This window comes from Nocardia sp. NBC_01388, from assembly GCF_045040085.1.
In the GTDB taxonomy this organism is placed as follows: Bacteria; Actinomycetota; Actinomycetes; order Mycobacteriales; family Mycobacteriaceae; genus Nocardia.
On record NZ_CP109553.1, the window covers coordinates 6,696,067 to 6,709,472 of the forward strand.

The 13,406-nt window shown below is 65.6% G+C and carries 13 protein-coding genes; 6 read left to right on the top strand and 7 right to left on the bottom strand.

Going from position 1 to position 13,406, the window contains the following annotated elements:
* Positions 1-174: 174 nt before the first annotated feature.
* From rplI to rpsF, 4 genes are all read right to left on the bottom strand, one after another.
* Positions 175-630 carry a 50S ribosomal protein L9 gene (gene rplI, locus OG716_RS32125; RefSeq protein WP_327142835.1) on the bottom strand — a complete coding sequence of 152 codons (456 nt, stop codon included), beginning with the start codon at positions 628-630 and terminating at the stop codon, positions 175-177.
* 17 nt (positions 631-647) lie between these two features.
* Positions 648-899, bottom strand: a complete 252-nt coding sequence (gene rpsR, locus OG716_RS32130; protein WP_297614015.1) for a 30S ribosomal protein S18 — start codon at positions 897-899, stop codon at positions 648-650.
* 54 nt (positions 900-953) lie between these two features.
* A complete protein-coding gene (locus OG716_RS32135; protein WP_405134209.1) occupies positions 954-1,535 on the bottom strand; it encodes a single-stranded DNA-binding protein in 582 nt (193 codons plus the stop codon).
* A gap of 107 nt (positions 1,536-1,642) precedes the next feature.
* The gene (gene rpsF / locus OG716_RS32140) at positions 1,643-1,933 is read right to left on the bottom strand and encodes a 30S ribosomal protein S6 (RefSeq protein WP_297614012.1); all 291 of its coding nucleotides are present in this window, start codon (positions 1,931-1,933) and stop codon (positions 1,643-1,645) included.
* 283 nt (positions 1,934-2,216) lie between these two features.
* Here rpsF and OG716_RS32145 point away from each other — a divergent pair, with 283 nt between their 5' ends.
* Positions 2,217-3,551, top strand: a complete 1,335-nt coding sequence (locus OG716_RS32145; protein ID WP_405140052.1) for a hypothetical protein — start codon at positions 2,217-2,219, stop codon at positions 3,549-3,551.
* Here OG716_RS32145 and OG716_RS32150 read toward each other — a convergent pair.
* Complete coding sequence (locus OG716_RS32150; protein ID WP_405134210.1) at positions 3,548-4,105, bottom strand: CGNR zinc finger domain-containing protein; 558 nt, start codon at positions 4,103-4,105, stop codon at positions 3,548-3,550. The two genes, OG716_RS32145 and OG716_RS32150, sit on opposite strands and share 4 nt — an antisense overlap.
* An 83-nt stretch (positions 4,106-4,188) precedes the next feature.
* Between OG716_RS32150 and OG716_RS32155 the strand changes: the two genes are divergently transcribed.
* Together OG716_RS32155 and OG716_RS32160 are read left to right on the top strand one after the other, a co-directional pair.
* Positions 4,189-5,250 carry an EamA family transporter gene (locus tag OG716_RS32155; protein ID WP_405134211.1) on the top strand — a complete coding sequence of 354 codons (1,062 nt, stop codon included), beginning with the start codon at positions 4,189-4,191 and terminating at the stop codon, positions 5,248-5,250.
* Between the two features lie 123 nt (positions 5,251-5,373).
* The gene (locus tag OG716_RS32160) at positions 5,374-6,336 is read left to right on the top strand and encodes a DUF389 domain-containing protein (RefSeq protein WP_405134212.1); all 963 of its coding nucleotides are present in this window, start codon (positions 5,374-5,376) and stop codon (positions 6,334-6,336) included.
* A 21-nt stretch (positions 6,337-6,357) separates the two neighbouring features.
* On the opposite strand, the gene OG716_RS32165 is transcribed toward OG716_RS32160, so the two are convergent.
* Entirely contained in the window at positions 6,358-7,467 is a 1,110-nt protein-coding gene (locus OG716_RS32165; protein ID WP_405134213.1) for a DUF475 domain-containing protein, read from the bottom strand.
* A gap of 183 nt (positions 7,468-7,650) precedes the next feature.
* A complete protein-coding gene (locus OG716_RS32170) occupies positions 7,651-8,226 on the bottom strand; it encodes a TerD family protein (protein ID WP_405134214.1) in 576 nt (191 codons plus the stop codon).
* A gap of 223 nt (positions 8,227-8,449) precedes the next feature.
* On the opposite strand from OG716_RS32170, the gene OG716_RS32175 reads away from it, so the two are divergent.
* From OG716_RS32175 to OG716_RS32185, 3 genes are all read left to right on the top strand, one after another.
* The gene (locus tag OG716_RS32175) at positions 8,450-9,652 is read left to right on the top strand and encodes a hypothetical protein (RefSeq protein WP_405134215.1); all 1,203 of its coding nucleotides are present in this window, start codon (positions 8,450-8,452) and stop codon (positions 9,650-9,652) included.
* 93 nt (positions 9,653-9,745) lie between these two features.
* A complete protein-coding gene (locus OG716_RS32180; protein WP_405140054.1) occupies positions 9,746-10,903 on the top strand; it encodes an HpcH/HpaI aldolase/citrate lyase family protein in 1,158 nt (385 codons plus the stop codon).
* Positions 10,900-13,383, top strand: coding sequence for a phosphoribosyltransferase (locus tag OG716_RS32185; protein WP_405134216.1), 2,484 nt, complete (start codon positions 10,900-10,902; stop codon positions 13,381-13,383). Before OG716_RS32180 ends, OG716_RS32185 begins: the two co-directional genes overlap by 4 nt.
* The last annotated feature ends 23 nt before the right edge of the window (positions 13,384-13,406 follow it).

The following is a 13,406-nucleotide window of genomic DNA, read 5'->3' on the forward strand; positions in this document are numbered from 1 at the left end:
GTTTGCTTTGTCATACACACCCCGGGCGAACACTCCGAAGCGCGCATGGCGATGCCCCACGAGCAGAACTCGCGAGGCGAAATAGGCAATACCTGGCAAACCTATACCGGACAGACAGAATCGGAGGCCACCCACGCACCTAGGTGCGAAGGAGGCCTCCGCTCTCGGGCCGAATTACTCGGCGCCGTTGACCTGCAGGTCGAACTTGGCAGCCACATCGGGGTGCAGGTGCACCACGACATTGTGCTTGCCGGTGCTCTTGATGTGAGCCTTCGGCAGCTCGATGCTGCGCTTGTCGACGACCGGGCCGCCGGCAACCTTGATGGCTGCCGCGACGTCGGCGGTGGTGACCGAACCGAAGAGCTTGCCGGTGCCGGCGGTCTTCACCGACAGCGCCACGCCCGTCAGGCCCTCGATGGCCTGCTTCAGCTCGTTGGCGTGATCCAGGTCGCGCACCTTGCGCGCGTCCTGGGCACGACGGATGCCCGCAACCTGCTTCTCGGCACCACGGGTGGCGGAAATCGCCAGTCCGCGGGGGAGCAGGAAGTTACGGCCGTAACCGTCCTTGACCTCAACGGTGTCGCCGGGCGCACCGAGGTTGTCAACATCAGCAGTCAGGATCAACTTCATTGCTGTGTCTTCCCTTCTCAGCGAGCCGTGGACACGTAAGGCAGCAGAGCCACCTCACGGGAGTTCTTGACGGCTACGGCAATGTCGCGCTGGTGCTGCACGCAGTTGCCGGTCACACGACGTGCGCGGATCTTGCCGCGATCGGACACGTACTTGCGCAGCAGCGCGGTGTCCTTGTAGTCGATGTTGACGCTGCCGGTCTTTGCTTCCTTGCAGAAGGCGCAAGCCTTCTTCTTCAGCACCTTCTCGCGTGCCGGTGCTTTGGCCATGGGTTTTACTCCGTAATCCTGGGGGAGCCGGTGGCTCCCTGCGAATGCCGTTGTCTAGAACGGCGGTTCATCGTCCATCTGCTGCCCGCCCCCGAAGGAGCCGGCCGCGGGCGCACTGCCCCACGGGTCGTCGCCGGCACTCTGGCCGCCACGACCTCCGCCACTGCCACTGCTGGCACCGCCGCCGGAGAAACCTCCGCCGCCGCCCTGACCGCCGCCCCCCTGGGGAGCGCCGCCGCCGCCCGCGAAACCTCCGCCGCCACCGCCACGGGTGGTTTTGTTGATCTTCGCGGTCGCGTACTTCAGGGACGGACCGACCTCTTCGACCTCGAGCTCGACGACTGTGCGCTTCTCACCCTCGCGGGTTTCATAGGAGCGCTGCTTCAGCCGTCCACTCACGATCACCCGAGATCCACGGGTCAGGCTCTCGGCAACATTTTCCGCAGCTTCTCGCCAGATGTTGCAGCGCAAGAAAAGCGCTTCGCCGTCTTTCCATTCATTGGTATTACGGTCGAACACACGGGGAGTCGACGCGACCGTGAAGTTCGCGACGGCCGCTCCCGCGGGCGTGAATCGAAGCTCGGGGTCAGCCGTCAAGTTTCCGATGACGGTGATGACCGTGTCGCCTGCTGCCATGGTTCCTCCTGCTATATCCGGTGCAGTCCGCAGTGCACTCGCCTGTTGGCAGTCAGCCTAGAGATACAGACCGACGCTGTGTGAGCGCACATGCGGGAGGACAGGACCTACTTCTTGCCGAGCCGCAGCACCTTGGTGCGCAGCACCGACTCGTTCAGTCCCAGCTGGCGATCGAGTTCGCTGACCGTGGCCGACTCGGCGGTCAGCTTGACCACCGCGTAGATGCCTTCGGCCTGCTTGGCGATCTCGTAAGCGAGACGACGCTTGCCCCAGATGTCGACGTTGTCGACCTTGCCGCCTTCCTGACCAACCACGCCGAGCATGGTGTTCAGGTTCGGGCCAACGGTGCGCTCGTCCAGGCTCGGATCGAGGATAACCATCACTTCATAATGACGCACGGACCTCATCACCTCCTATGGGCTTAAACGGCCATGGACGATCCATGGCAGGAGGGTTCGTTGCGTCAGCAACCCGCCAAGGCTACATGACCTGCTCTGAGCAGCGAAATCCACCTGCTCGCCGACCAAAGGAAGCCGCTGACCGGGCGTGGCCCCTAGGGTGGGGGCCATGTCGAACCGACCCGTCACCACTGTGCCGGTCGCCGGCCGCGGCGCGGGCCGGGTGCCGGCCTCCGGTCGCGGGGAGGACGCGGAGCGTTCTCGGCTGGCGATCATCTCGGTAATGGTGTGTGCCGTCACACTACTGGTCGCCTACTTCAACAAGGCGCGGTGTGCGGGAGCTCCGTTCGACGAGTCGGGTCGCAGCACGATCTTCGACACCATCAAGGATTCGCACGTCTGTTATTCGGATATCCAGTTCCTCTGGCTGGGCCGCGATATCAATGAGCACGTTTTCCCGTATCTCTCCGGCGGCATCACCCCGGGTGGCGCGCTTACCGGCGGCGCCGTCGAATACCCGGTGCTCAGTGGGCTTTTCATGTGGCTGGGCGCGATCGGCGCCGACAATGACGCCGCCTTCCTGCTGCATTCGGCGCTGCTGCTGGCGCCTTTCGCACTGCTGACCGCCTACATGCTGGGCAAGCTGGCCGGCCGGGCCGCACTGCTGTGGGCGGCCGGACCGCCGCTGATCCTGTACGCCTTCCACAATTGGGAGCTGCCGGTGGTGTGCACGGCGGTCGGCGCGGTCTACGTGGTGACCACCATGACCCGATATTCGTTGCGGGCGCGGGGAATTGCGGCCGCGGTGCTGCTCGGCATCGGGTTCTGCCTGAAGCTGTATCCGGGAATCTTCGTGCTGCCGCTACTACTTCACGTTCTCGTGGGTGAGCCGACCGTCGAGTGCCGAGGTGAGACGCCGCCGGGCGTGCACTCGCGGCACTTCGATGTGCGCGGCGCGCTGGCGGTGGCGGCGACGGCCGTGGTCACGGTGGTGCTGATCAACCTGCCGTTCGCGCTGGCGGGTTTCCAGGGCTGGCGGGCGTCGATCACCTTCCAGGAGCTGCGGCAGGCCGATATCACCACCAATTCCGTGTGGTACTGGGGTCTGCGCCCGCTGTTCGGCAACTCGCGGCAGAGTGAGGCCACCTTCCAGAACGTGGTGTCGGCCGCCTCGCCGCTGCTGATTCTGGCGGCGTTCGTGCTGGCAGCGTGGCTGGGCTGGCGGCGCTATCTGCTGACCGGCGTATATCCGTGGGTCGGTGTGAGCGGGGCCATGCTGTGCGGATTCCTGTTGCTGCACAAGGTGCATTCGCCGCAGTACACGCTGTGGCTGATCCCGTTCCTGGTGCTGCTGGAGGTGCCGTGGTCGCTCATCGGGGTGTACCTGCTGGCCGATGCGGCGATCGGCATCGGGGTGTTCCGCTACTTCTACGCGCTCGGCTCCGGGCGGTCCGCTGATCTGCAGGAGAATGTCGTGCAGTTCGGGGTGTGGGGTCGCGCGATGCTGCTGGTCGTGTTCTTCTTCGTTTTCGTGTGTGCGAAATCGCGCGGAATCATTGATACGACAAGGGAATTGGAACAGCCGCCGCAGCCGGTGCTCGCGTATTCGGCGCTCTAATGTGCTGCGTGCGAGTCGGTTTCGGTGTTCCGGGCCCGGAATGCCGCGCTCTTGGCCCGGTTTCCGCACACCGTCATATCGCACCAGCGCCGCGAACCCGCGCGTGAGGTGTCGACGTACAGGCGGGTGCAATCCGCGCGCCCGCACTCCTTGATCCGTCCTCGATCCGCGCCGCCGATCAGTTCGACGGCCGAGCGAGCGATGGCGGCGAGCGCGGTTTCGATTGTGCCGCTGCGTTTTACCGAGCCGTCGGCCTCGACCGTGAGCTCCGGAAGTGTGCCCCGCGCGAGGTCGTTCACGAGCTGCCGATCCGGTGCGCCGAACGGTTCACCGTGGGTGACGGCCAGCGCCAGTCGGTAGGCGGCTTCCCGCAATCGTGTCGCATCGGCCAGTGCGGCGGGATCGGCCGCCGGGGCGTTGTCCAGCAAGGTGGCCCCGACCGCCCATTCGGCCAGGTCGTCCGGGGTCTCGAGGAGATCGGTGAACTCGGCGCGCCGGGATTGCACCGTCCCGATGAAATCCAGTGCGAGGTTGCCGCTGACGAAGGTGAACATACTTCCCACAATAACCCCCTTGACTGGTTACCGAAAGGAGTGGAAGGTAGTAACCACATCAAGGGGTTACTTGAGAGGTAGCGATGAAGAATCGACTCATGGAGGGTGTGGCACAGCCCGTCTTCGTTCTCATGTGGAGCAGCGCGTTCATCGTCGGAATCATCGGCGTCGGCGCGGCCCCGCCGATGGTGGTGCTGTTCGCCCGGTACACCTTCGCCGGGCCGCTGCTGGTGCTGTACGGCCTTGCGGTGCAAGCGGTCTGGCCGCGCGGCCGGGAACTGCGGCATGTGATCATCGCCGGACTGCTCATGCAGATCGTGCAGTTCGGGGCCTTCTACACCGCCATGGGCGAGCATGTCCCGGCCGTGGTGATCGCCCTGATGCAGGGCCTGAATCCCGTTGTCATCGCGCTCTTCTCGGGTGTCCTCGGTGAGCACATCACCCGCCGGCAGTGGATCGGCTTCGGCATCGGCGGCATCGGCGTCGCCCTCGCCGTCAGTGATCAGTCGGCCTTCTCCTGGATGGGCCTGCTGCTGTGCGTCATCGGCCTGCTCGGCCTGAGCCTCGGCACGGTGTACCAGAAGAAGTTCACCCCCACCGTGGACAGCCGCGCCGCCACCGCCGTGCACCAGCTGGCCAGTGTGCCCTTCGCCGCAGTGCTCGTCCTGCTGAGCGGCAACTTCCACATCAGCGATCCCGGCCGGTTCGGGGTTTCACTGACCTGGATGGTGCTGATGAATTCCATGGGCGCGTTCCTGCTGCTCAATGCCATGCTGCGGCGCTGGGACGCGACCCGTGTCGGGAAGCTCTTCTTCGCCACCCCCGTCACCACCGCGGTGCTGGCCTGGCTCGTCATCGCACAACCCCTGCACCCCTTGACCATTGCCGGACTCGCAGTCGGCGTGCTCGGCATGGTGCTCGCCTCCCGCAAGGCCCCGGCCGCACCTGCTCAGGCCGAATCTGCCGCGCAGCTCGAAGCCACGACGCAGCCTGAGGTCACAGCGCAGCCTGAACGCACAGCGCAGCCTGAACGCACAGCGCAGCCTGAACGCACAGCGCAGCCTGAACGCACAGCGCAGCCTGAACGCACAGCGCAGCCCGAACGCACAGTGCCCGACGCGCTACCGCAATTGGCGCGGGCCTGATCAACCGAGCGCGGCACCCTCTCCGGTGCCGCGCTTCGGGCTGGGTCCCGCACCAAGCTTCCGGATGTGCGCGGCTGGCTCGGCGTACTTCGAATCGGGCACTGCGCGAGGCAGACTGTGGCCATGCTGCACCTGCGGATCATGGCCCCCGGCGCCATGACTGATGCTGTCCTGTCTGCCCTGGAGAGCGATGAGGCGGTCACCGGGCTCGCCGTTTTCCGCGGCGCCGCGATTCGGCCGCCGGGCGATGTGATCACCGCGCAGGTGGCGCGGGAGGCCGCCAACGACGTGGTGGACAAGCTGCGTATTTTGAAGGTCCACCAAGAGGGCAGTATCGAGATCGAACAGGTCGCAACCTGGATGTCGCGTAGTGGATTCGACGCAGAACTGCGGGCGCCGGGCAGCAGCGCCGACTCGGTGGTGTGGGCGGAGGTGACCCAGCGGTCCTACGACGAGACCGAACTCAACTGGACGTTCTTGAGCTTCCTGACTCTGGCCACCGTCATCGCGAGCATTGCGATCATTACGGATTCACAGATTCTGACGGTGGGCGCCATGGTGCTCGGGCCCGAGTTCGGCCCCATCGCCGCATTGGGCGTGGCGCTGGTGCGGAGGCGTTTCGTATTGCTGCAGCTCGCGATTCGCACATTGGTGCTGGGCTTCCTGGCCGCCATCGCGGTCACGATCGCGCTGACGCTCATCGGCCGGGGGCTGGGCTGGGTCACTCTGGACGATGTGATCGGCCCCCGACCCGGCACCGCATTCATCTACACACCCGACAAGTGGTCCTTCATCGTCGCGGTGGTCGCCGGCGCGGCCGGGGTGCTGTCCATGACCTCGTCGAAATCGGTTGGCCTGGCAGGCGTTTTCATCTCGGTGACCACCGTCCCCGCCGCGGGCAATATCGCGCTGGGAGTGGCCTTCGGCAATGGCTCGACCATCTGGGGGAGCGTGGCGCAGTTGCTGCTGAATGTGGCCGGTATGGCCTTGGCGGGCTGGGCCACGCTCGCGATTCAGCAGTCGGTGTGGTCGCGCATATCGGTGCGGCGGGCCAGGCATCTGGCCGCGCCGCGCCGCATGCTGTGAGCCGGTGTCAGTGAACCGGTATCAGCCGACCGGTGTGGGCTCGTTGGTGCTCACACTCTTGGACTCGTCGTCATCGCCTTCCCGGCGATTGCGAATGATGCTGGTAATGAACGCCGCTCCGATGAACGCCACACCCACCAGACCGGTGACGACCTCGTTGACGTGCACGCCGATCGAGATCAGCAGGATGATCGACAGCGCGCCGATGGCCCAGTGCGCGCCGTGCTCCAGGTACACGTACTCCGACAGCGTGCCCTTGCGGACCAGGAATACGGTGATGGAGCGGACGAACATGGCGCCGATGAGGCCCAGGCCCAAGGCGATCAGGATCGGGTCGGAGGTGATGGCGAACGCGCCGATCACGCCGTCGAAGGAGAACGAGGCGTCGAGCACTTCCAGGTAGAGGAACAGGAAGAAGCCCGCCTTACCCGCCACCTTCACGGCTTCGGAAGGCCCGGAGGAGGATTCGCCCTCCTCCTCGGTGTGGAAGACCGAGCCGAGCCCGTCCACCAGGATGTAGGTGATCACACCCAGCACGCCCGACAGCAGCACGGTGCCCCGATCATCGCTGTTCGCAATGAATTCCGCGGCGATGACGATCGCGCCGAGGGTCAGGACCACCGAAAGCATGTCCAGCTTGCCGAGTTTGGCCAATGGCCGCTCCAGCCAGCCGAGCCAGGTGACCTCGTGCTCCTCCAGAATGAAGTTCAGGAACAGCAGCAGCAGGAACGCGCCACCGAAGGCCGCGATCTGCGGATGCGCGTCGGTGAGCAGCTTCTCGTAGGAGGGGCTGCCGTCGGCGAAGGTGAGCGCGCCGTCGGCCGGCGGGTTCAGCGCCAGGTCGAAGGCCCGCTTCGGATCCAGGCCGGCGGTGACCCACACGATGCCCAGCGGGAACACCAGGCGCATGCCGAAGACGGCGATGAGCACGCCGACGGTCAGGAAGATCTTCTGCCAGAACTCGCTCATCCGTTGCAGGACACTGGCATTGATGACCGCATTGTCGAACGACAGCGACACTTCGAGGACACCCAGGATGGCGCACAGAGCCAGTCCTGTGACACCGCCGTATACGAATGCCGCTATGAGAGCCACCACCGAGACGATCATGGAGAGGCCGAAAATACGCACCGCGGAGGGCCTTTCGTAGTGCCGGTATCGATTCGATTTTCAGAGCAGTGCCGAACATTCGGCGTGGTCGGGCCCTACGTGGTTACGCAGGCTGCTGCCTTCGGGCCTGACGTCCACGCCGAGCACCCGCACAGGGCAGGGGCTCGGGTGCCCGAGCCCCTGATGCGTGAAGACTTTGTTCGGTTAGACGTTCACGCCGAAGTCGCGCGCGATGCCCGACAGGCCGGAGGCGTAGCCCTGGCCGATGGCGCGGAACTTCCACTCGGCCCCGCTGCGGTACAGCTCGCCGAAGACCATGGCGGTCTCGGTGGAGGCGTCCTCGCTGAGGTCGTAGCGGGCGAGCTCGGCATTGGTGGCCCGGTCGACGACCCGGATGTAGGCATTGCGGACCTGGCCGAAGCTCTGGGCGCGCGAATCGGCGTCGTAGATCGAGACCGGGAAGACGATGGACTCGATGGTCGGCGGGGTGTTCGCGAGATCGATATTGATGGTCTCGTCGTCACCCTCGCCCTCGCCGGTGAGGTTGTCGCCGGTGTGCACGATGGTGCCCTCCGGGGACTGCAGGTTGTTGAAGAAGATGAAGTGCTTGTCCGACAACACCTTCTTGTCGGCACCGGTCGCGATGGCGCTTGCGTCCAGATCGAAATCGGTCCCGGTGGTGGTCCGCACATCCCAGCCCAGCCCCACGGCCACGGCGGTCAGGTTCGGAGCCTGCTTGGTCAGCGAAACATTGCCGCCCTTGGACAAACTGACACCCATGCGGGAATCCCTTCCGTTCGAAAGCTTTCAAGCCTTGTGGTAGAGCTGCTTTACAGCGGTATGTCCGAATTGCCGGAGTCCGCAAGTACGACCCTAGTAGCTCACACCTGCCCTGCGCACGAACAAACCGAGGACATCGCGGGGGACAACCCTGTCTCACGACATGTCACCGGGTTCATCGTCACAGTCGCCCAGGATGTGAACGGCCACCTAACATCGGGGCGTGGCAGGCCGTAAGCGTGGATGGTTCCGGACCCCGGCGAGGGACACGGCGTGGGTGCAGCAGGCCCGGCAGGCGCTGACCGCTGCCTTCCTCGACATGGACACCCGGCAGAGCATTGCCGAGAATGCCGTCGCGGCCTCCGCGCAGATAGCGCCGGAGCGCGGTATGACCGCGCAGTGGGAGCGGGTGCGGGCGCGCTGCTATGACGCGGCGGGCGCCTATCTGGCCTTGAACGAGCGCTTGGACCAGGCCGAACGTGACGGAATCCCGGTGCCGCAGCCCGAGATCGACGCCCAGGTGCGGCGGCTCGCCGAGGCCGCCCGCGGGGTGGACGAGTTCTATCACGCCAATCAGGCGCACCTCGAGCACTCGGTCGCGCTGCTGTCGTCGGTGCCGCAGTTGGTCGCGCAGGTGCGGTCCGCGGCGCAGCAGGCCCGGCAGGCCGCCGATGCCTCGCCGTACGCCGGGTACCCCTCGGTGCGGCAGTTTGCGGCGGCCGTGGATGAGGCTCTCGTCACACTCGAGGGAGCCGTTGCCGGTGGTGGGGCGGGGGTGGTGCGGCAGGCGGCGACCGAATTGGAGGCGCATACCCGATCGCTGTCAAGGGCCCTGGAAGAGGCACCGGGCAAACAGCATTCGGCGAGCACCGCACTCGCCTCCGCGGCGACCCGGTTATCGGCCGTGCAGACCCGTACCGAACGCCTCGCGCCGGCGCGGTCCGCGCTGCTCCGAGAGTTCAACGCTGCAAGTTCCGCGGATTTGGCGAACAATGAGCGCCAAGCCCACCGAGCCATCGACGCCGCTGCTGCGGAACTGTCGAAAGCCCGGGCCGCCCTGCAGAACAACGACCCGGAGCAAACCCTTGAGTTGACCACATCCGCCCGCGGCCTCCTCGCCACCGCCGAGGAGCAGGCCGACGCCGTCACCGACCGGTTGAGCCTGCTGCGCGAGGTGCGAGCGCAGCCGCAGGAGAAGGCCAAAACCGTCCGGTTCAAACTGCGTGACGCGCAGATGCTGGCGGTGAACAGCGGACTTGTCGCCCAGTGGGGCTCGGTCCTGGATGCCCAGGCCGAACGCCTCGAACGGGCGGCGGGCGGACTGGTCGGACCACATCCGGACTACTGGGCCTACATATCCGAACTGGATGCCATTTCCGGGTTTCTGACGGGTGTTGTCGACCGCATGCGCAAAACCGATAGATAGCCGACCGAACAGTAGGAGGAACGAGGGCCGATGACCGGAGTTATCACCACTTATCCGGGATTCGCGCCCATATCGCTCCGAAAACGGTTCCCGATGCGGCACTTCCGGCAGGTCCCCGGACCTGAGCTGCGACTGCTCTTCCATCAGCTGCCCGAACCCTTCGGCGGCTCCACCGACCGCGACCTGCTGTCCATGGCGCTCGGGGCGACGCTGTACGTGCCCGCGACCCGTCCCGATCTCACCGCCACCATCGTGCGGCGGGCCGAACGCGGCGTGTGCTCCATGGTCATCGATCTCGAGGACGCGGTCGCCGACCACGAACTGCAATTCGCGAAGAGGCAGGCCGCGCTCACCATCGAGGAGCTGGGCGCGGGTGTGGACCCGTGTCCGCTGCTGTTCGTGCGGGTGCGCGATGCCGCCAGCGTCGGCGAAATCATCGAATGCCTCGGACCCGGGGCCGTGGCGCTCACCGGATTCGTGTTCCCCAAATTCGACAGCGTCTCCGGCCCGGACTACCTCGCCGCACTCGACGCCGCCTCGGAACGCCTGGGCCGCACGCTCTTCGGCATGCCGGTGCTGGAATCACCCTCGCTGGTGCACCGGCAGACCCGCGATACCGAACTGCACCGCATTCAATCGATGCTCTCCGCGCGCCGGGAACAGGTGCTCGCGGTGCGCATCGGGGCCACGGATATGTGCTCCACCTTCGGTATTCGCCGCGATCGCGATCTCACCATCTACGACGTGCGGGTGGTCGCCGACGTCATCGCCGATATCGTGAACTACCTCGGGCGTACGGACGGAACGGGATTCACCATCACCGGGCCGGTGTGGGAGTACTTCGCCGACCACGAGCGCATGTTCCGCCCGCTGCTGCGCACCTCGCCCTTCGCCGAGGTCGATGCGGTGCCGTTCCGGCAGTACCTGGTCAGCCGTGATCTGGACGGGCTGCTTCGGGAGATCACGCTGGACCGCGCCAACGGCATTCAGGGCAAGACGGTCATCCATCCCTCGCATGTGGCTGTGGTGCACGCACTTTCGGTCGTGACACACGAGGAGTACCTCGATGCCCTCGACATTCTGCGCGAGGACGTCGGCGGCGTCGCCGCCTCCGAATACCGCAACAAGATGAACGAGATGCGCCCGCATCGCAGCTGGGCCCGGCAAACGCTGCTGCGCGCCCGGGTATTCGGGGTCACCAATACCGGGACGTCCTTCGTGGATCTACTGAAAGTGCTGGTGGCATCGTGACTTCCGCGCCCTGGGCGACCCGTGAACTCGGACTCGGACTGCGGCACTGCGAGTCCTATCCACCGGCCGACAAGTGGCATATCTCGACGTTGCTCGAACCCGGTCTGCGCCGCAATCCGCGGCGCGGTCATCTCCTGGTCTCCACTGTCCTCGGCAAGCACCTGCCGACGGATCCGCACCGCGTGATCGAGGCCGGAAACCGGCTCGGTGATCGAGTCCGCGATTTAGTCGACGGTCCGGTCATCGTGCTCGGCTTCGCGGAAACCGCAACCGGATTGGGCCACTGCGTGGCCGCGCGCATCCAGGCTGAGTGCTACCTGCACTCGACTCGTCGTGTGGTGCCGACCGCCGAGACGCTCACCCGATTCGAGGAGGGGCACTCGCACGCCACATCGCACATGCTGCAGCCGATGCCTGCGGAGATCTTCCGCAACGAGCTGCCGATGGTGCTGGTGGACGATGAAATCTCAACCGGCGCAACAGCCCTCGATGCGATCAGAGCCCTGCACGCGTTTACTCCGCGCCCGCACTACGTACTTGCCTCGCTGGTGGACATGCGTACCGAGGCCGATCGGGCGGCATTCGATGCGGGGGCTCGCGAACTAGGTGTGCGCATCGACACGGTGTGCTTGGCCTCGGGTGAGACGCTTCTTCCCACTGATCTGGTCGAATCCGTTGCGGCGCTTCCCGATCCGGAGCTCAATCCCAGCGCTGCCGTACGCGGCCGAACCGCTCGCATCGAACTACCCTGGCCGGAAACGGTTCCCGAGGGTGGTCGGCACGGAATTCTGCACACCGAAGTCGAGGAATTCGAAACCGCGCTTTCGAGCACCGCCGTCGTGCTGCGGCAGGAACTGGATTCGCTGCCCTGGGGGACCGGGAATGGCGCGGACCGCAGCGCTGCGGAGCGGGAATTCGCGCAGCGACCGGTGGTCGTGCTCGGGCACGAAGAATTCATGTACCTTCCGCTGCGCCTGGCCGGCGTACTCGCGGATGGCGGTGTACCCACCCGCTACCAGACCACCACGCGCTCGCCGGCCTACGTACTGGATGAACCCGGCTATCCGCTACGTCGTGGATTCCGTTTCACAGCACCGGAATCCGGCGAAGAGTCGCCCCGCTACCTGTACAACGCGCACTGGCCGGAGCCGTATGCACCCGACCCGATCATCCTGGTGATCGCCGATGAACCCGCCGACACCGACCGGATGACGGCCGTCGGCGGACTGCTGGATGTCCTGACTGCCGCCGGAGCCGATGTTGTGCTTGCCGTGCTGCGGGGCGCCGACCCGCGCCGACTAGCGTCGGTTCGCGCGGCGGTCCGTGGCAGTTCCAGCAGCTCGAACCTCGGCGCGTCGCGGGCGCTGCTACTCCCGTCGGCGTTGCGCGGACCGGAATTCGGCTCATACGCACCGGATGAGGTGGCGTGGTTGCTGAAGGATCTGTCGGCAGCGGATCTGGAAGCCGATGTGGTGGACCGGGAACGGCGCATCCAGGCCGGAACCGCACACTATGCGGAGTCGCTGCCCGTGGAATATCAACCCGACGCCGCGTACCGCGAACTGTTCGACAAGGTGCTCGCGGAGAGCGCGCAGCGGTTGGCGCTGGCGGTGGCTACCGTTGCGGAATTGGTTGTCGCGGAACGTGGCCGGGACATTGTCCTGGTGTCGCTGGCACGGGCCGGAACGCCGATCGGTCTGCTCATGCGCCGTTGGCTGCGTACTCGCGGAATAGACGTGCCGCACTATGCGGTATCGATCGTGCGGGATCGCGGTATCGACGCGGTGGCACTGGATTATCTTGCCCAGCAGCATGATCCGGCGAGCATCGTGTTCGTGGACGGCTGGACCGGAAAGGGGGCGATCACCAGGGAACTCAGCGAGGCCCTCGATGCCTACCACCGCGCGGGCGGCGCTCGTTTCAATGACGAGCTCGTCGTACTCGCCGATCCGGGCAGCTGTGTCCGCACGTACGGTACGCGTGACGACTTCCTCATCGCCTCGGCTTGTTTGAATTCCACTGTTTCCGGTCTGGTGTCACGGACAGTGCTGAATGATGCGCTGATCGGTCAGCGCGACTTCCACGGTGCGAAGTTCTACCGGGAGCTGGCGGGCGCGGACGTCTCCGGGCGACTGGTGGACGAGGTCAGCTCGTGCTTCGATACGGTTCGGCCCTGGGTCGCCGGCCGGGTCGCCGAGATTCAGCAATCCGATCGGACACCCACCTGGGTCGGATGGGCATCAGTCGAGAAGGTGCGCGAAGCGTACGGCATATCCAGTGTCAATTTCGTGAAACCCGGTGTGGGAGAGACGACCAGGGTGCTGCTGCGCCGCCTCCCGTGGCGAGTGCTTGTGCGCGATGCCGACGCACCCGAGCACGCGCATATCAGAATGCTGGCCGCCACCCGCGGTGTACCGGTCGAGGTGGTTCCCGATCTGGCCTACGCCTGCATGGGACTGATCAAGGATGTGAACCAGTAGTGGTTGGCCATCGATCGCCGAGG